Below are 18,079 nucleotides of genomic sequence, written 5' to 3' on the forward strand. Positions count from 1 at the left end.
ATCCGGCGCGTCGCCGGAACGTCAGCCGGTCGGATCGGTCTCGCCAGCCAGCGGCCGCAGGATCATCTCGCCCGCGATCGCCTCCAGCCAGGGAACCTGCCCGACGATCTGCGGCAGTGTGTGGCGCTCCAGCATTCCCCGCGCCGCCTCGGCCAGACGCGGGGCGAGCGGGCCAAGCTCGTCGCGCCGGGTCACGAGCGTCAGCTCGCGCGAGAAGCCGGGGCTCGGCAGCGGCAGGACGGCGAGGGCGGGCAGGTGCAGCGCGCCCTGGAGCAGGCAGAGCGGGGTGGTGATGGTGACGCCGACGCCACCGGCGACCATGGCCAGCAGTGAGTCGGAGGTGTCGAACGACAGCACATGCGGGTGCTCGATGCGCAGCCGGCGCAGATGCCGCTCGACCTGGCTGCCGGTATGCGAGCGGGCACTGTAGCGGATCAGCCGGTGCTCCAGGAGAATGTCCCTGAGCGGGCGCCCCTTCAGCGCCTCGCCCCAGCGCGCGGGCGCCACCAGCACGAAGGGCTCGCGAAAGAGCGGGAAGCGCATGAGATCGTCCAGCTCGTCCATCGTGTCGCAGGTGACGGCGGCGTCGATCTCGTAGCGCATCAGCGCATCGGAATGCGCGTGGGCCAGCCCGGAAAAAGCGGTAACGCGCAGCGCGATCGCCCCTTCCATGAGGTCGCGGATCAGCAGCGGCCCGACCGAGGAGGCGAAGGTGTCGACCATGCCGAGGCGCAGATCCTGCCGCTCCGGGCGCAGGGCGGTGGCGCGCACCTCCTCGATCACCCGCTCGATGCGCAGCGTGATCTCCCGGATATGGGCGACCAGCACCCGCCCGGCCTCGGTGGCGACGAGGGGGCGGCGCTCGCGGTGAATGAGGATGACATCCAGCTGCGCCTCGGCACGCTTCACGGCCTGCGAAACGGCCGATTGCGTCAGGCCGAGCGCCGAGGCCGCCCGGCTCATGCTGCCTTCCTCGATCACCGTCGTCGCGATCTCCAGGGCCTTGAGATCAGGGATCGGCATCGCGCAAGTTTAACTCAGATGAATATGTTTATTAATACTGCTTATACTTCACATTAGCAATTGCCGCAAGCCGTTGGATTACACAGGGTTGCGCGGCTCTGAAGCGCTCTCACGGCACGCCTAGCCTTCTCGAAGGACAGCGAGCGGAAGCCTCGCGAAACAGCAAATAAAACTCCAGAGGTAAGTCACATGGTCACGTTGAAGTCTCTCATGGCAGGAATCGGGCTGGCTCTGGTGGCGGCCGTCGGCGCACAGGCCCAAACGCTCGACTGCGGCGCCGACACGCTCTGCAAGGTCAAGGCGGCGGGCGTGCTGAAGATCGGAACCAAGGACGATTACGTGCCGTGGTCCTATCGGGCCTCCGATGGCAGCTTCAAGGGCATGGAAGTCGATATCGGCACGAAGATCGCCGAGGCGCTCGGCGTCACGCCGCAATTCGTGAAGGTGACGTCCGCAAACCGCTTCGAGTTCCTGGCACAGGGGCAGATCGACCTGATGATCGCCTCGGCCTCCGACACGGCGGAGCGTCGCAAGGTCGTCGCCTTCGTTCATCCCAATTACTATTCCTCCGGCTACACCGTGCTGCTGCCCAAGGCGGTCAAGGCAACGCAGTGGAAGGAGATTTCCGGCCAGACGCTGTGCGCGGTCCAGGGCGCCTGGTATAATAAGCCGGCTCAGGAAAAATTCGGCGTCACGGTGCTTGCCTTCGCCGGCACGGCCGAAACCGAGTCCGCGATGACGCAGGGACGCTGCATCGGCCTGCTGGAGGACGACAACCAGATCAATGTCCGCCTGACCAAGCCGAAATGGGCCGACTACCACATGCCCCTGCCGATCGAGGCCGATACGCCCTGGGGCATGGCGGTGCGGCAGAGCGACCAGTTCGCCCCGTTCGGCATCTACATCGCCGGCTCGATCGCACAGATGCATCGTGACGGCACGCTGCTGAAGCTTGAGGGCGACAATGGCATCGCCAAATCGGCCTACCTCGCCCGGATGCACGAGAGCCTGAAGGACCACATTGACTGACCCCTATCCAACAGCATGTCCGGGGCGCCTCAGGCGCTCCCGATGAGGCGGAGGGCCAAGGATGGTTGGGGATATACAGGCATTTTTCCGGGATTTGTCGGGGTCGGGGATCAATCTCACGATCTTCTACGACGCCTTCGACTTCGGGCGCTTCGTCACCGGCCTCGGCTATACGCTGCTGCTCATTGCGCTGAGCGGCTTCTTTTCCATCCTCATCGGAGCGATGGGCGCCGCCGTGCTGTCGCTGGGGCGCGGGCCGGCCGCTTCGGTCATCCGTGGCTATGTCGCGCTGTTCCGCAACACGCCGCTCATCGTGCAGATGTACTTCTTCTACTTCGCCATCGGCAGCATCATGCCGGTCATGCGCAACGAGATCGGCCTAGCCCAGCCGCTGATCGGCGGCTTGGCCTGGGCGGTCATCTCGCTGTCGCTGTATGCCGGTGCGTTCAACGTGGAAACGTTCCGGGCGGGGATTGGGGCGGTGCACCGTTCCTATGAGGAAGCCGCGCTTGCGCTCGGCTACACGCCGCGGCAGGTGTTCGTCTCGGTCACGGCGCCGCTGGCGCTGCGCTTCTCCTTCGCCTCGCTCGCCAACAACCTCGTCGACCTCACCAAGGCGACGACGGTGGCCTATGCGGTGGGCGTGACCGAGCTTCTCTACGTCTCCAACCAGATCTGGTCGGACTCGCTCAACACAATCGAGATGATGAACGTCATTCTGGTGATCTACCTCGTGCTGACCGGCCTGGTCGTGTTTCTGATCAACAGGGTCGAGGCCGCCATGCGCCTGCCGGGCTTCGGGGCGGGGGGCGCGCCGTGACGGCTTCCCAGGTTGTGTCGACGGTCGTGGAATGGATGCCCTTCATTCTGCGGGGCTTCGGCCTCAACATCCTGATGAGCGTGCTCGCCATTCTCATCGGGACGGCACTGGGCATCTTTCTCGGCCTTGGCCAGCTCTCAAGGCTGCGGCTCGTCGGCGCCCCTTCCCGGCTGGCCACCCAGCTCTTCCGCAACGCGCCGTGGCTTGTGCTGCTGTTCTACTGCATCTTCCTGATGCCCTATCAGGTGAACATTGGCGGCATGACTATCGTCCTGCCGAGCTGGCTGCGGGCCACCATCGGCTTCTCGTTTCCCGTGGCGGCCAATTTCTCCGAAATCGTCCGCGGTGCCGTCAACTCCGTGCCGCACGGCCAGTGGGAAGCCGCCGAGGCGCTGGGCTACAGCCGGCGGGCGACGCTGTTCCGCATCGTCCTGCCGCAATGCATCAGCCGCATGATTCCGCCCTGGATGAACCTGTACGCCCTTCTGCTCACGGCGACCCCGCTGTCGATGATCGTGGGGGTCGAGGAGGCTCTCGGCCGCACGCAGGCCGCCGTGCAGGCGCAGGCGAATGCCGCGATGCTCCTGCCGATGTATCTCGCGCTGCTGGCGCTGTTCTTCTTCTACACCTGGCCGATCAACCGCCTCTCGCGGGCGCTTGAGGGCCGCTTTGGCACGAAATGAGGTGCTGACATGTCCGTCTCCCCCAGCTCAGCGCCGCTGATCGCCCTGCGGGGCGTGCGCAAATCATTCGGCCATCTCGAAGTTCTGCGCGGTATCGACATGGATATCCGCAAGGGAGAAGTGGTGGCGATCATCGGCCCCTCCGGATCGGGCAAATCGACGATCCTGCGCACCATCAACGGGCTGACACCGATCAATGAGGGCAGCATCCGGGTCGGCGACATCGAGGTCGGCGACCCCAAGCTCGACAAGGTCAAGCTGCGCCACCGCGTCGGCATGGTGTTCCAGCAGTATAATCTGTTTCCCCACCGCACCGTGCTGCAGAACGTCGCGATGGCGCCGATCCAGGTGCTCAAGGAGCCGCGCGAGCAGGTCGAGGAACGCGCGCGTCGCCTGCTGGCCGAGATGCGCCTGCCCGACAAGGCCGATGCCTATCCCGGCGAGTTGTCCGGCGGCCAGCAGCAGCGGGTCGCCATCGCCCGTGCGCTCTGCATGGAGCCGGAGGTGATCCTGTTCGACGAAGTGACGGCGGCGCTCGATCCCGAAATGGTCAAGGAGGTGCTGTCCGCCGTTCGCAAGGTGGCGGAGGATGGCGTGACCTGCATCCTCGTCACCCATGAGATGGGTTTCGCCCGCGAAGCCGCCGACCACATTTATTTCACCGATCGGGGCGTCATCGTCGAGCACGCCCCGCCGCAGACCTTCTTCACCGAAGCAAGCGACCCGCGCACCAAGGAGTTTCTGTCGAAGGTGCTGTGAGACCGGAGGAGGCCGCACCCGGGGGGGGGGCGGCCTCCTCGCGCGAGCGCTCAGCCAAGGGTCGCGCAGACCGCCTCCACCGCGCCGCGGGTGGCGTCGACCACGATGTCGGCTTCCTCGCGCGTCAGGCAGAGCGGCGGGGCGAAGCCGAGTATGTCGCCCTGCGGCATGGCGCGGGCGATGACGCCGCGCTCCAGCAGGGCGGCGGCGACGCGCGGGCCGATCTTCTCGCGGGTCTCGAAGAAGCTGCGGTCGTCACGGTCGCGCACCAGCTCCACCGCCGCCAGCAGCCCCTCGCCGCGCACCTCGCCGACGAAGCGATGGCCACCGAGCGCGTCCTTCAGCGCCGCATTGAAATAGGCGCCGGTCTCGCGCGCATTGGTGACGAGGTCGAGCTCGTCCACCAATTCGAGATTGGCGATGCCGGCCGCGGTGCAGAGCGGGTGCGAGGAATAGGTCCAGCCATGGCCGATCGGGCCGAATTCGTCCGAGCCCTGCTCCAGCACCCGCCAGACCTTCTCCGAGACGATGACGCCCGAGAGCGGCGCATAGGCGGAGGTGAGGCCCTTGGCGATGGTGATGAGGTCGGGCTCGATGCCGTAATGGTCGGAACCGAACATGGTGCCCAGCCGCCCGAAGCCGGTCACCACCTCGTCGGCGATCAGCAATATGTCGTGCTTCTTCAGCACCGCCTGGATCTTCGGCCAGTAGCCCGCCGGCGGCGGCACGATGCCGCCGGTGCCGAGCACCGGCTCACCGATGAAGGCGGCGATGGTGTCCGGCCCCTCGGCCAGGATCATCTCCTCCAGCCGGTCGGCGCAATGCTGCGAGAACTGCTCCTCGCTCATCGAGCGGTCGTCCCGGCGGAAATAATAGGGCGCCTCGGTGTGCAGGATCGGCGCGCGGGGCAGGTCGAACAGTTTGTGGAAGCCGGCGAGGCCGGTAAGGCTGCCCGTCATGATTCCGGAGCCGTGATAGCCGCGCCAGCGCGAGATGATTTTTTTCTTCTGCGGCCGGCCGAGCACATTGTTGATGTACCAGACCAGCTTGATGTTGGTCTCGTTGGCGTCCGAGCCCGACAGGCCGAAGAACACCCGGCTCATCCCGGCCGGCGCGCGCTCGATCACCATGCGGGCGAGGCGGATCGAGGGCTCGGAACCATGGCCGGCATAGGCGTGGTAATAGGCGAGCTTGGACGCCTGCTCGGCGATGGCGTCGGTGATCTTGCTTCGGCCATAGCCGACATTGACGCAGTACAGCCCGCCAAAGGCGTCGAGGCTGCGCCGTCCCTCGCGATCGACGATATAGACGCCCTCGCCGCCGGTGATGATGCGGTTGGGTGTCTCGCCACGCGCGTGCTGGCCCATATGGGTGGAGGGGTGGAAGAAGTGGTCGCGGTCCCAGCTGTCGAGTGCGTTGCTGGCGGGGGCGGCTTGGTCGAGCATGGTGGTCTCCTTATGCGCCCGCCTCAGCCGAGGTCGAGGCAGGCATATTTAAGGTCGGTGAAGGCTTCGATTCCGTGGCGGGAGCCTTCGCGGCCAAGGCCGGACTGCTTCATGCCGCCGAAGGGGATGGGCGCGCCGGTGATCTTGACCCGGTTGATCGCCACCATGCCGTAGTCCAGCGCCTGCGCCATCCGTGCCGCCCGCGCGCCGTTGCGTGTGACGACATAGGCGACGAGGCCGTATTCGGTGGCGTTGGCGCGGGCGACCACCTCCTCCTCGCTGTCGAAGGGCGCGAGGGCGGCGACGGGGGCGAAGGTCTCCTCGCGCATGATCAGCGCCTCTTCCGGCACATCCGCCAGCACGGTGGGCGCGAGAAAGAGCGGGCCGGGCAGCTCGCGCTCCGGCGTCAGGCGGCGGGCGCCGCGCGCCAGCGCATCGTCGATCTGCGCCTGCGCCTTGGCGACGGCACCTTGATGCATGAGCGGGCCGATCTCGGTCTGCGGGTCCAGCCCGGGGCCGACCCGCAGCGCCGCGACACGCTCCGTGAAGGCGGCGCAGAAGCGGGTATAGAGCCCCCGCTGCACATAGATCCGGTTGGCGGCGAGGCAATCCTGGCCGGAGGTGGCGAACTTGGCGTCGACGGCGATGGCGACCGCGCGGTCGAGATCGGCATCGTCGAACACGATCAGCGGCGCGTGGCCGCCCAGCTCCATGACGACACGCTTCATGCTGGAGGCGGCATTGCGGGCAACCTTGCGGCCGACCTCCGTCGAGCCGGTGAAACTCACCGCGCGCACCCGTACATCCGCACAGAAGGTCTCGGCGATCGGCCCCGGTTCACCGGTGACGACGTTGAACACGCCGGCAGGCATGCCAGCCCGCTCGGCAAGCTCGGCGAGAGCCAGCGCCGAGAGCGGCGTGTGCGAGGAAGGATGCGTCACGACGGTGCAGCCGGCCGCCAGCGCGGCCGCCGCCTTGCGGGTGAGCATGGCGGACGGAAAGTTCCACGGCGTCAGCAGCGCCGCGACGCCTACCGGCACCCGGCTGAGCGCCATCTGCGCGCCAGGGAGGTGGCTGGCGACGCCCTCCACATTCACCCGCAGGGCTTCCTCGGCGTAATAGGCGATGAAGGAGGCGGCATAGGCGATCTCGCCGCGCGATTCCGCCAATGGCTTGCCCTGCTCGATCGTCATGAGAAGCGCGAGATCCTCGGCCGCGTCCAGCATCCGCGCATGCCAGCGGCGCAGGATGTCCGAGCGCTCCTGCGGCAGGCGCCCTTTCCAGGCCGGGAAGGCGCGGTGGGCGGCCTCGATCGCCCGCGTCGCCGCCTCAGTGCCCAGGGCGGCGACATCGGCCACGGCTCCGCCATCGGCCGGATCGGTGACGGTGAAGGTCCGGCCATCCGGCGCGCCGGTCCATTTGCCATCGATATAGGACAGGGTGCGCAGCAGCCGCGGATCGGCCAGGCGCGCCAAGGCGGGGTGGCCGGCGCTGCGGGCGGCATGGCGGGCCGGACGTTCGGTACGGGCGGTCGCGATCATGGCGGCTCCTTGTCTCAACGCGGCCAGCCTAGGGGCGAGCGCCCCGAGAGGGTTTCCGAACACACGGGAAACCACCGACAGGAAGCCGGAACTTCGCCCTCCCGCCGAAGGATTATCGGCGGGCGCCGTCGGGCTACCGCAGCACGGAAGCGAGGAACTCGCGGGTGCGCGGGTGGCTTGGCGCGGTGAAGATGGCTTCCGGGCTGCCCTGCTCGCAGATGCGCCCCTTGTCGAAGAAGCAGACGCGATCCGAGACCTCGCGGGCGAAGCGCATCTCATGCGTCACCAGCAGCATGGTCAGGTCGTGCTCGTGGGCGAGGTCGCCGATCACCGCCAGCACCTCGCCGACCAATTGCGGGTCGAGCGCCGAGGTCGGCTCGTCAAACAGCAGCACGCGCGGGCGCATCGCCAGCGCCCGGGCGATAGCGACGCGCTGCTGCTGGCCGCCGGAGAGCTGCGAGGGGAAATGGTCCTTCTTGTCCGCCAGCCCGACCATGGCGAGTAGATCGACCGCCCGCGCCTGCGCCTCGTCGCGTGACAGGCCGAGCACCCGCACCGGCGCCTCCGCCACATTGCGCATCACGCTCATATGCGGGAACAGGTTGAAGCTCTGGAACACCATGCCGACATGGCTGCGGATCTCGCGCAGATGCCGCTCCGAGGCCTTGAACGGGCCGGTGCCGCCCGGCTCCTGATAGGACAGGCCGGCAAGGGTAAGCCTACCCTCCTGGAACGGCTCCAGCGTCATCAGGATGCGCAGCACGGTCGACTTGCCCGAGCCGGAGGGGCCGATGAGCGTGACCTTCTCGCCGGGCGCGACCTCGAAGTTGAAGTCATCGAGCACGGTGAGCGCGCCGAAACGCTTGGTCACGCCGGCGAACTGGATCAGAGGCGCGGGGGCGTTGTCGGTCATCGCAGCGGGATTCCTGCCTTGGGGAGCACCTTCTGCAGCCGGTGCAGGCCGGCCGAGCAGATCAGCGTCAGGATGAGGAAGATGAGGCCGACCATGGTCAGCGGCACGAGATACTCAAAAGTCCGCTCGCCGATCATGTTGGCCAGCGCCATCATGTCGAGCACGGTGATGACGGAGAGAACGGGCGTCTCCTTGATCATGGCCACCATGTAATTGCCCATGGCCGGCAGGATGCGCGGCGCGATCTGCGGCACCACGATGTCGCGATAGGTCTGCATGCGGGTCATGTTGAGCGCAGTCGCCGCCTCCCACTGCCCGCGCGGCACCGCCTCGATGCCGCCGCGATAGACCTCGGAGGTGTAGGCGGAATATTGCAGCCCGAGCGCCAGCGCGCCGGTGAGGAAGGCCGGCAAAGTGAGGCCGTATTCCGGCAGCACGTAATAAAGGAAGAACAGCTGCACCAGCAAAGGCGTGTCGCGCAGGAACTCGACCACGCAGGCGGTGGTCCAGGAAACGCTGCGCCAGCGGCTACGCCGCAGCATGGCGAAGACCAGCCCCAGCACCAGCGCGATGGCGAAGCCGGCCGCCGCCGCCTTCAGCGTCACGGTGAGGCCGATGAGGATGATAGGCAGGATCGACCACGCATAGGTGAGCGGGGTCGCGGTGTCCCAGGTGAAGCCGTACATCATGCCGGGGCCCTCACGAATGCGCCGCGCGCGGGAAGGCCGCGCCGCGCCGCGCCCAGCGCTCGATCAGCCGCATCACCAGCATCAGCACCAGCGACATGGCGAAATAGCCGAGCAGCGTCAGGCTGTAGACGCCGGCGCTGTCGAGGGTGAGATTACGGATCGACTGGGCGCGGAAGGTGAGGTCGGCGATCGAGATCAGCGACACCAGCGAGGACAGTTTCAGCGTCTCGATGGCGAGATTGCCGAAGGCCGGCAGCATCTCGATGATCGCCTGCGGCAGCGTGATATGCACCAGCGTGTGCCAGCGACCAAAATTCAGCGCCCGCGCCGCCTCAACCTGCTGCACCGAGACGGAAGCCAGCGCCCCGCGGACGATCTCCGAACCATAGGCGCCGACATGCAGGGCGAGCACGAGAATGCCGGTTGCCACCGGCTCGAAGCTGATGCCGACCAGCGGCAGCGCGTAATAGAACCAGAAAAGCTGCACCAGCAGCGAGGTGCCGCGAAACAGCTCGGTGTAGCACAGCGCCAGCGTGGAGACGGCGCGCCCGCCCTCGACCCGGGCGATGCCGGCGACGAAAGCGAGCACCGCCCCGATCGCGATCGCCGCCAACGTGATCCACGCGGTGACGAGCGCGCCCTGCGCCAGCGCCGGCAGATAAGAAACCCACGGCATCGTCAGCTCCCGGTGTAAGCGCCGATAAAAGAGCGAGCCCTCCGCCGGGGCGCTGCCGCCGGCGGAGGAAGGCACCCCAGCTAACGCGCGACTTTATTTGCCGGCGCAGAGATCGGCCACCTTGCGGTCCGCCGCCGCCTTGATGCTCGCGTCGGAGAGGCCGTAACTGGCGAGGATCTTCTTGTACTCGTCAGTGGTGCGGAACTCGACGAGGGCGGCGTTGAAGGCCTGGTAGAGCTCCTTGTCCTCGGGGCGGAAGGCAAAGCCGCCAAAGTTGCGCACCGGCTTGCCGTCGACGACAGGGTCGGTGAAGGGCGCCACCTGCTCGACACCCTCCTGGCCCTTGGCCAGAGAGGCCACGGTCAGCTCGGTCGCGGCATAGGCGTCGGCGCGGTTGCGCACAGTGGCGAGCGCGTCGGCATTGGCGGTGATGAAGACCACCTGCTCGTCCTTCACGCCGACGGCGCGCAGGAAGTCGATATTATTGGCGCCGGAGACCACCGCCACCTTGAGCGAGGGATCCTTGGCGATGTCGGCATAGGTGGTGAGCTTCTTCGGGTTGCCCGCCTTCACCAGCAGCCCCTCGCCATAGGAAGAGTTCGGCTCGGTGAAAGCGACCTGCTTGCAGCGCTCCGGCGAGATGTTCTGCTCGGCGGCGACGAAATCGTAGCGCTTGGCTTTGAGGCCGGGGATGAGCGTGCCGAACGGCGTCACCGACCAGGTGACATCGGTAATGCCCATCTTCTTGAGCACGGCGTTGGCGACATCCGGGCCGATGCCGGCCGAGGTGCCGTCATCCTTCATGTAGGAATAGGGCACCTCATTGGCGGTGGCGGCGCGGATATAGCCTTGGTCCTTCACGTCCTTCAGGGTCGTGGCGCCCGCGACCGACAGGCCACCGGCGAGGGCAAGGGCGGAAAGCCCGGCGAGCTTGATGAACGACATGTTTTTCTCCTCTGGTCGGTATGGGTCCGAAATCTCGGGGCGGCGCCGTGTTCCGGCGTCCTGTTGGGCCGCGTGTGGCCGGATCGATCAGGCCTGTGTCACCACGGCGAGGACGGAAAGGCAGTCCCCGGCCTTGATCAGGCCCGGCACATGGCGAGCGGCGAGCACGCCATCCATCGCGGCGCGGTACTCGGCCGGCGCCTGCCCGGTGCGGCCGATGGGATAGACCCGGGCGATGAGGTCGCCCTTGCGCACCGGGGCGCCGAGGTCGACCGCGAAGGCGATCAGCCCGTCATCCCCGGCGAAGGCGAAGCAGTCGCTCGAGGGCATGTCGAGCCAACGTGTCGGGGCGGCCTCCGGTTCACCGCTCAGGATGCCGGCATGGCGCAGCAGGTTCAGCGTGCCCCGCCGGGCGATAGTGATGCTGGTCGCGCTCGCCGTGCCGGCACCGCCGAGCTCGGTGGTGACGAACACCTTGCCCATCTCCTCGACGGTGGTGTCGAGCATGCCGACCGCGTCGATTTCCAGCATCCGCATCGAATAGGGAGCGGCGAAGGCGGCCACCGCCGCGAAGCAGCGCGCCTCCTGCGCCTTGTCCGCCAGTTCATGCGCGGCGGCATAGGGCAGGAAATCGAGCGTCCGGCCGCCGGAATGGAAGTCGAGCACCACATCGGCCAGCGGCACGAGGTGGCGGGTGACGAAATCAGCGATCTTCTCCGTCACCGTGCCGTCCGGGCGGCCGGGAAAGCTGCGGTTGAGATTGCCGCGATCAATCGGCGAGGTGCGGGTGCCGGCGCAGAAGGCGGGGTAGTTCAGCGCCGGCACGAGGATGACGCGGCCCTGCACATCTTCGGCCCGCAGGCTGCGCGCCAGCTCGAACAGAGCGGCCGGGCCCTCATATTCGTCGCCATGATTGGCGCCGGTGAGCAGGGCGGTCGGCCCCTCGCCATGGGCGATGACGCAGATCGGGATCATCACCGAGCCCCACGCGCTGTCGTCGCGGCTGTAGGGCAGACGCAGATGGCCGTGCTGGACGCCTTTTGCGGCGAAATCGACCGTCGGCGTGATCGGCGAGGGTCGGGGCGTGAGCGAGAGCATGCCCATCACCCCTTCACGAAGAGCTGGCGCGGCACGTTGGACAGGCATTCATGCCCGGCCTCCGTGATCGCGATGCTCTCGGTGATCTCAAGCCCCATATCTTCCAGCCACAGGCCGGTCATGAAGTGGAAGGTCATGCCGGGCCTCAATTCGGTGCGGTCGCCGGGGCGCAGGCTCATGGTCCGCTCGCCCCAGTCCGGGGGGTAGCTCAGCCCGATCGGGTAGCCGGTGCGGTTGTCCTTGATGATCCCGTATGTCTTCAGCACCGCGAAGAAGGCGTTGGCGATGTCCTCGCACGTGTTGCCCGGCTTGGCGGCGGCAAGGCCCGCCTCCATGCCTTCCAGCGTCGCCTTCTCGGCGTCGAGAAAGGCCTGCGTCGGTGTGCCGAGGAACACGGTGCGCGAGAGCGGGCAGTGATAGCGCTTATAGGCGCCGGCGATCTCGAAGAAGGTGCCCTCCCCCGAACGCATCGGCTTGTCGTCCCAGGTGAGGTGCGGGGCGGAGGCGTCCGCTCCCGATGGCAGCAGCGGCACGATGGCGGGGTAGTCGCCGCCGAACTCGGCGGTGCCGCGAATGCCGGCATCGTAGATCTCGGCCACCAGGTCGCATTTGCGCATGCCGGGCTCGACCACCTCGACGATGCGCTTGTGCATCAGTTCGACGATGCGGCCGGCCTTGCGCATATAATCGAGCTCGGTCGGGCTCTTGACGGCGCGCTGCCAGTTCACCAGCCCGCCGGAATCGGTGAAGCGCGCGTTCGGCAGATGCTTCTGCAGCGAGGCGAAGGCGGCGGCGGTGAAGTAGTAATTGTCCATCTCGACCGCGATGGAGCCCTTGTCCCAGCCGCGATCCGCGATGATCTGCGACAGCAGATCCATCGGGTGGCGCTCGGTCGACTGCACGTAATGGTCGGGGTAGCCGATGATGTTGTCGTGGGCGAGATAGGCGGTGCGCTTCGCGCCGTTGGCGTCCTGCTTGCGGCCGTACCACACCGGCTCGCCGGTCAGGGCCACCAGCACGCACTGGTGCACATAGAACGACCAGCCATCATAGCCGGTGAGCCAGTGCATGTTGGAGGGGTCGGTGACGACCAGAAGGTCGATACCGGCCTTGTCCATCGCCGCGCGGGTCTTGGCGAGGCGTTCGGCATATTCCTCGCGGGAGAAGTTGAGGGTGACGGTCACGCGATGTCTCCGGCTGCGGCCTTGGTGTCGATGGGGCGCCCCGCGCCGGCGTCGCGCGCACGGGCAAGGGCGAGATTGGCGATGGCGGTGTCCTGCACGCCGGTGCCGGTGAGGTCGGCCAGCGTGATCTCGTCCGGGCGGGAGCGCCCCGGCTTGATGCCGGCGATGACCTCGCCCAGCTCCGCGAAAGGCGCGTCGGCGGCGATGAGCCCGGCTGATATGGCGTGGTGCAGTTCGCCCAGCCGCCTTGTCTGGCTCAGCCGATCGGCGATGTAGGTGACGCGGGCGAAGGCGGCGGGGTCGATCTCGTTCTTGTGCTCGCTGTCCGCGCCCATGGCGGTGACGTGCTGGCCCGGCTCCAGCCAGTCCGCGCTCAGGATCGGCCGCTCGGCCGGGGTGGTGGTGACGACGATGTCGGCGCCGGACACGGCTTCGCGCGGATCGGCGAGGGCGATGACGGAAAAGCCGAGGCTGGCAGTGAGATCGCGCGCAGTGGCATCCGCCTTGGCCGCATCGCGCGCCCAGATGCGGGCCTCGCGAATGGGGCGAACGAGCGTGAGCGCTTCCAGCTGCAGCTTTGCCTGCATACCGGCGCCGAGGATCGCCGCCACGCCCGATTCCGGACGGGAGAGATGCCGGGCGGCGACGGCGCCGGCGGCGGCGGTACGCACATCGGTGAGATAGCCATTGTCCAGCAGCAGCGCCTCGACGAGGCCGGTGCGGGTGCTGAACAGGATCATCAGCCCGTTCAGGCTCGGCAGGCCGAGCATGGGATTGTCGAAAAAGCCCGGGCTGACCTTGATGGCGAAGCCGTTAAGGCCGGGGACGTAGGCGGTCTTCACATCCACCTCGCCGCGATGCTCGGGGATGTCGAGCCGCAGGATCGGCGGCATGGCGACGGGCTTGGTCGCCAGTGCCGCGAAGGCCGCCTCGATGCTGTCGACGGCGCGGGCGTCCAGCCGGAGAAGCGGGCGAAGGTCCGCCTCGGTGAGGACGAGCATCTGGCTCATGCGGGCTCTCCGTTGAGGATTCGGCGATGCGCGGCGGGGTCGATATTGCCCCCCGACAGGATGAGCGCGGTCGGTCCCGTCGGGCGCAACTTGCCGGCGAGCAGGGCGGCGATGCCGACCGCGCCGGCGCCCTCCACCGTCTCGCCCTCGGCCGTTGCGGCATGGCGGATGCCGGCGGCGATGTCCTCCTCTGTGACGAGGACGACCTCGGCCAGCAAAGCCCGGCAGAGCGGGAAGGTGTAGCGGTTGGCAAGCCCGATGCCGCCGCCGAGCGAATCCGCCAGCGTCGCCTCCTCCGTCACATCGACCGGCCTGCCGGCCTTGAGCGAGGCGGCCATGGCCGCGCCGCGTTCCATCGACACGCCAATGAGGCGGGCCTGCGGGCGCAGGGCTTTCACCGCCAGCGCGATGCCGGCCGCGAGGCCGCCGCCGGACAGCGGCACGAGGACAAGCGCGAGGTCCGGCAGGTCCTCGATCAGCTCAAGGCCGATGGTGCCCTGTCCGGCGATCACGTCCGCGTGGTCGAAGGGCGGGATGTCGGTAAGGCCGCGCTCGGTCACCAGCCGCGCGACTTCGCGCTGGGCGTCGTCCTGCGAGCGGCCGACGATCCGCACCTCGGCGCCGAGCGCGCGCACCGCCTCGACCTTGTTCGCCGGCACCAGCGCCGACATGCACACGATGGCCGGCACGCCGGCCTCGCGGGCGGCATAGGCGACGGCGCGGCCGTGATTGCCGGTAGAGGCGGTGACCAGCCCGCGCCGGCGTGCCGCCTCGTCCAGCGCCAGCATGGCGTTCATTGCCCCGCGCAGCTTGAAGGCGCCGACCGGCTGGCGGGTTTCCAGCTTCAGATGAACAGGGTGGCCCACCGACTCCGTCAGCGTCGGCGAGGCGACCAGCGGCGTGCGCGCCACCCGCCCGGCAATGCGGCCCGCCGCCGCCTCGACGCGCGCGAACGCAACCGGAAGGCCGGCCAGGACGGAGCGGTTGGAAGCGGCGGCGGCGCGATCCGGCATGAGCTGATGTCCCCTCTCACTTGTAATGGTGAGAGGCATCAAAAATCATGTCAATTATTATATTGTAATGATCCAATGACGACGCGGCGGCACCGTCACCCGATGGCGCCGATGTCGAAGACCGGGGGAAGCTGCTCGAAGGTCTGCCGGACCGTCGTCAGCGCCTGCGTCAGCGCGGCGGGAGAGAAATGCCCGCCGAGGCAGATGCGGATGCCGCCGCCATGATTGCTGCCGGCGATGAACGGATCGGACGGCGTCACCGCCACCCGCCGCTCCGCCAGCGAGCGCACCAGCCCGTCCTCGGTCCAGTGCGGCGGCACCTTGAGCCAGGCGCAGAGCGAGAGCGGATGGGTCGAGGCGATATGGGCGCCGAGCACCGCCGCCACGACGGCCTGCCGCGCCTGCGCCTCCTCGCGCTGCACCGCCAGCAGGCGCTGCGCGGTGCCGTCGGCGATCCAGCGCGTGGCGATCTCGGCCAGCAGATAGGCCCCGCTCCAGCTGGTGACGCGCAGGATGGAGGCGGCGCGGATCGAATATTGCGGCGGCACCACGAGATAGCCGACACGCAGCCCCGTCAGCACGGTCTTGGTGAAGCTGGTGACGAAGAAGCCGAGATCCGGCACCATCTGGCTGATCGCGGGCAGCGGCGTGTCGATCAGCGGCTTGTAGACTTCGTCCTCGATCACGAACACACCGTGGCGCCGGGCGATGGCGGCGATGGCCTCGCGCCGCCCGGGGCCGGCGACATGGCTGGTCGGGTTGTTCAGCGTCGGGATCAGCACGAGGGCGCGGGGGCTGCCGGCCTGGCACGCGGCCTCGAACGCCTCGGGGAGCACGCCCTCGGCGTCGGTTGGCAGCCCCTTCAGGCTGAAGCCCAGCACATTGGCGAGGCCGATCACGCCATGGTCGGTGAGGTTCTCGGTCAGCACCACGTCGCCGGCGCGCACGATGCAGCTCAACGCCAGGAACAGGCCATGCGCGGCGCCATTGGTGATGAGGATGCGCTCGGTGCCGGCATCGATGCCGAGCGGCTTCAGCCAGGCCCGCGCCGCCTCGCGGTGCGGATCGAGGCCGGCGATCGGCCGGCAGGCGCTCATGAAGGCGCTGTTGTCCGCGCTCGCCAGCGCCGCGAGAACCGCCCGCGACGCCTCCTCATGCGCCAGCGTATAGACGCCGCGAACGATGGAAAGATCCATCGCCTCGTCCGGGTTGCGGTCCAGCATCAGGCGGCCGGCGCGCTCGGTGACGCGGGCCTTGACGAAGGTGCCGCGGCCGATCTCGCCGGAGAGATAGCCGAGCCGCTCGGCCTCGCGATAGCTCAGGCTCACCGTCTGCACCGACAGGCTGAGGTCGCGGGCGAGGTCGCGATGGGTCGGCATCCGGTCCATCGGCTTCAGCACGCCGGAATCGATATCGGCGATGATGCGCTCCGTCAGCGCCGCGTGCTTGGTCTGGCCCTTGACCTTGGCGAGGCGGGGCTGCCACTCCACGCTCTTGCCCACCCCCGTGGCGGCAGGAGGTGCGGCTTCGGGGTGGACTTGACGAAGCATCGAATTGTCTCGTTCTTAAGGGAGGTTATTCATGACATTATGCACGCCCGGTCGCCAAAGATGAAGCTCGATGCCACCGATCACCGGATCCTCGCGGCACTGCGCCGCGACGGGCGCATCACCAAGCTCAAGCTGGCGGAGGAGGTGCATCTCTCCCCGGCGGCCTGCTGGGAGCGGCTGCGCCGGCTGGAGGTCGGCGGCGTCATCAAGGGCTATACCGCCATCATCGACCTCGGCGCCGGGGAACCGCGCACCACGGTGATTGTCGAGATCAGCCTTTCCAGCCACCAGCAGGCCGATTTCCGCCGCTTCGAGGAGGCGATCGCGCGCGAGTCCGCCATCGTCGCCTGCGACGCCACCGGCGGCGGCATCGACTACATGCTGCGGGTGACGGTGCCGGATATCGACAGCTACCAGCGCCTCATCGACCGCTTGCTGGAACAGCCGATCGGGATCGAGCGCTATTTCAGCTATGTGGTGACGAAGAGCGTACCGCTGGGAAGAAGCGGCGATTGAACCCGGGCCGGGCACCGCAGGAAAGCGCGGCCGCCCTCATGCGGTCCGAGGGGATGTCACGCGCCGATCGCCGGCGCCTCGCGGCAGCGCCGTCAGGCGGGCACGTCGGCGGGGACGACTAGCCCGCGCTCGGCCAACCCGGCGAGAAACGCCAGCACATCGCGTTCGATCTCGTCGATCGGCCCCTCATAGAGCTGCGCCAGCTCCGCGCAGAGCGGGCCGATCTCGACCGGGGTCTCCAGCCGGTTCCATATCTCGGTGCCGGTCGCGTCGAGCTGGTAATAGGCGCCGTTCTCGACATTCATCATCACGATGTCCCCCTCCAGCTCGGCGGTTAGGCACTCCGGGGAGCGGCAGATGCGGGACTGAAGCGTCAACATGCGGGTTTTGCTCACGAAAGACGGCCGGGCGGCGCAGGCGCGGCGGCCTGTTTCGCACAGCCGGCGTCCAAAGGCGAGCCGCGCGCGCTATCGGCCTGCGCGAGGCGTCGCCGCCTTGTCCTGACGCGCCACGCCTCCGTGCCGGAGCCGCGGGCCACTCGCCGGCGATGACGTCTTGCATCGCGACCGCCTGCATGGCCTGACGGTCGAATCGCCGCGCCCTTCCCCCCTGCTCATGCCCGAGCCTGAGGCTGCCGTCCCCCGGCCCGCCCCGCACGCGGGGCGGAGGAGGCCATCGCCCAGGCGCGGCCGCCGACACGGCGCTCCATGCGCCTGCCACGGGCGTGGCGCTCAGGAGACCAGCGTGACGCGATCCGCCAGGCCGGCCGGCCCGAACCGGGTCAGGTCGCCGAGGGCAAGCGATCGGCATTCCGGCGCCTTCCGGGGCTGGCGCGCCGTGGCAAGGGGCTCGTTCATTCCGGCCGCCTGCGCGTCCTCGGCCATCGAGGATGTCAACTCAGCGCGTTCCATCATAGATCGACCGTCTTCGCCGCTTTCCTAATCTGGCGAAAATGGCTCACCCCACCGCCCGCGCACAGCCGGTGGGAGCGCGACGGGGTTGGATTCTGGTTCCCTCGGCGCCGGCCGGATCAGCTCAAAAGGTATCATGTGCTGATTGGATCAGGCCTCCAGCCGTCGCGTCAGCTGAGTCCAGCAACGAAGTCATCGCTGCCTCCGCCTCCCCCTTGGGTAAGGTCGTCCACCCTGACCTGCAAAATCTCCGGCGTCCGCCAAGGCTTGCGCA

General features: G+C 67.9%; 19 protein-coding genes. 5 read left to right on the forward strand and 14 right to left on the reverse strand.

What is annotated here, in order from left to right:
* Nucleotides 1–21: 21 nt before the first annotated feature.
* A complete protein-coding gene (locus J2S76_RS06080) occupies nt 22–1,023 on the reverse strand; it encodes a LysR family transcriptional regulator (protein ID WP_307058489.1) in 1,002 nt (333 codons plus the stop codon).
* A 210-nt stretch (nt 1,024–1,233) separates the two neighbouring features.
* Here J2S76_RS06080 and J2S76_RS06085 point away from each other — a divergent pair, with 210 nt between their 5' ends.
* From J2S76_RS06085 to J2S76_RS06100, 4 genes are all read left to right on the forward strand, one after another.
* The gene (locus J2S76_RS06085; protein ID WP_307058491.1) at nt 1,234–2,052 is read left to right on the forward strand and encodes a transporter substrate-binding domain-containing protein; all 819 of its coding nucleotides are present in this window, start codon (nt 1,234–1,236) and stop codon (nt 2,050–2,052) included.
* Between the two features lie 61 nt (nt 2,053–2,113).
* Nucleotides 2,114–2,872, forward strand: coding sequence for an amino acid ABC transporter permease (locus J2S76_RS06090; protein WP_307058493.1), 759 nt, complete (start codon nt 2,114–2,116; stop codon nt 2,870–2,872).
* A complete protein-coding gene (locus J2S76_RS06095) occupies nt 2,869–3,555 on the forward strand; it encodes an amino acid ABC transporter permease (protein ID WP_307058495.1) in 687 nt (228 codons plus the stop codon). The genes J2S76_RS06090 and J2S76_RS06095 overlap by 4 nt, the downstream gene beginning before the upstream one ends.
* Before the next feature lie 9 nt (nt 3,556–3,564).
* Nucleotides 3,565–4,314 (forward strand): amino acid ABC transporter ATP-binding protein, encoded by a 750-nt coding sequence (locus J2S76_RS06100; protein ID WP_307058497.1) that lies wholly within the window; start codon nt 3,565–3,567, stop codon nt 4,312–4,314.
* Nucleotides 4,315–4,364: 50 nt separating this feature from the next.
* On the opposite strand, the gene J2S76_RS06105 is transcribed toward J2S76_RS06100, so the two are convergent.
* From J2S76_RS06105 to ehuR, 11 genes are all read right to left on the reverse strand, one after another.
* Complete coding sequence (locus J2S76_RS06105; protein WP_307058499.1) at nt 4,365–5,759, reverse strand: aspartate aminotransferase family protein; 1,395 nt, start codon at nt 5,757–5,759, stop codon at nt 4,365–4,367.
* Nucleotides 5,760–5,782: 23 nt separating this feature from the next.
* Nucleotides 5,783–7,300 carry an NAD-dependent succinate-semialdehyde dehydrogenase gene (locus J2S76_RS06110; RefSeq protein ID WP_307058501.1) on the reverse strand — a complete coding sequence of 506 codons (1,518 nt, stop codon included), beginning with the start codon at nt 7,298–7,300 and terminating at the stop codon, nt 5,783–5,785.
* Nucleotides 7,301–7,433: 133 nt separating this feature from the next.
* Nucleotides 7,434–8,213 (reverse strand): ectoine/hydroxyectoine ABC transporter ATP-binding protein EhuA, encoded by a 780-nt coding sequence (gene ehuA / locus J2S76_RS06115; protein ID WP_307058503.1) that lies wholly within the window; start codon nt 8,211–8,213, stop codon nt 7,434–7,436.
* Nucleotides 8,210–8,902, reverse strand: coding sequence for an ectoine/hydroxyectoine ABC transporter permease subunit EhuD (ehuD, locus tag J2S76_RS06120; protein ID WP_307058505.1), 693 nt, complete (start codon nt 8,900–8,902; stop codon nt 8,210–8,212). The genes ehuA and ehuD overlap by 4 nt, the downstream gene beginning before the upstream one ends.
* Nucleotides 8,903–8,912: 10 nt before the next feature.
* Nucleotides 8,913–9,578, reverse strand: a complete 666-nt coding sequence (ehuC, locus tag J2S76_RS06125) for an ectoine/hydroxyectoine ABC transporter permease subunit EhuC (RefSeq protein WP_307058507.1) — start codon at nt 9,576–9,578, stop codon at nt 8,913–8,915.
* A 93-nt stretch (nt 9,579–9,671) separates the two neighbouring features.
* Nucleotides 9,672–10,523 (reverse strand): ectoine/hydroxyectoine ABC transporter substrate-binding protein EhuB, encoded by an 852-nt coding sequence (ehuB, locus tag J2S76_RS06130; protein ID WP_307058509.1) that lies wholly within the window; start codon nt 10,521–10,523, stop codon nt 9,672–9,674.
* An 87-nt stretch (nt 10,524–10,610) separates the two neighbouring features.
* Nucleotides 10,611–11,621, reverse strand: coding sequence for a N(2)-acetyl-L-2,4-diaminobutanoate deacetylase DoeB (gene doeB, locus J2S76_RS06135; protein ID WP_307058511.1), 1,011 nt, complete (start codon nt 11,619–11,621; stop codon nt 10,611–10,613).
* A 5-nt stretch (nt 11,622–11,626) separates the two neighbouring features.
* On the reverse strand, nt 11,627–12,805 hold the full coding sequence (doeA, locus tag J2S76_RS06140; protein ID WP_307058513.1) for an ectoine hydrolase DoeA: 1,179 nt from the start codon (nt 12,803–12,805) through the stop codon (nt 11,627–11,629).
* The gene (gene eutC / locus J2S76_RS06145) at nt 12,802–13,815 is read right to left on the reverse strand and encodes an ectoine utilization protein EutC (protein ID WP_307058515.1); all 1,014 of its coding nucleotides are present in this window, start codon (nt 13,813–13,815) and stop codon (nt 12,802–12,804) included. Before eutC ends, doeA begins: the two co-directional genes overlap by 4 nt.
* Nucleotides 13,812–14,828, reverse strand: coding sequence for a hydroxyectoine utilization dehydratase EutB (gene eutB / locus J2S76_RS06150; protein WP_307058517.1), 1,017 nt, complete (start codon nt 14,826–14,828; stop codon nt 13,812–13,814). The genes eutC and eutB overlap by 4 nt, the downstream gene beginning before the upstream one ends.
* A 95-nt stretch (nt 14,829–14,923) precedes the next feature.
* The gene (gene ehuR / locus J2S76_RS06155) at nt 14,924–16,378 is read right to left on the reverse strand and encodes a MocR-like ectoine utilization transcription factor EhuR (RefSeq protein ID WP_307058519.1); all 1,455 of its coding nucleotides are present in this window, start codon (nt 16,376–16,378) and stop codon (nt 14,924–14,926) included.
* A gap of 60 nt (nt 16,379–16,438) precedes the next feature.
* On the opposite strand from ehuR, the gene J2S76_RS06160 reads away from it, so the two are divergent.
* Nucleotides 16,439–16,894, forward strand: coding sequence for an Lrp/AsnC family transcriptional regulator (locus tag J2S76_RS06160; protein ID WP_307058521.1), 456 nt, complete (start codon nt 16,439–16,441; stop codon nt 16,892–16,894).
* Nucleotides 16,895–16,986: 92 nt separating this feature from the next.
* On the opposite strand, the gene J2S76_RS06165 is transcribed toward J2S76_RS06160, so the two are convergent.
* Nucleotides 16,987–17,274 carry a PqqD family peptide modification chaperone gene (locus J2S76_RS06165; protein WP_307058522.1) on the reverse strand — a complete coding sequence of 96 codons (288 nt, stop codon included), beginning with the start codon at nt 17,272–17,274 and terminating at the stop codon, nt 16,987–16,989.
* 351 nt (nt 17,275–17,625) lie between these two features.
* Nucleotides 17,626–17,808, reverse strand: a complete 183-nt coding sequence (locus tag J2S76_RS06170) for a hypothetical protein (protein WP_307058524.1) — start codon at nt 17,806–17,808, stop codon at nt 17,626–17,628.
* Nucleotides 17,809–18,079 lie beyond the last annotated feature (271 nt).

It is taken from the genome of Ancylobacter vacuolatus (assembly GCF_030813595.1).
Classification (GTDB): Bacteria; Pseudomonadota; Alphaproteobacteria; order Rhizobiales; family Xanthobacteraceae; genus Ancylobacter; species Ancylobacter vacuolatus.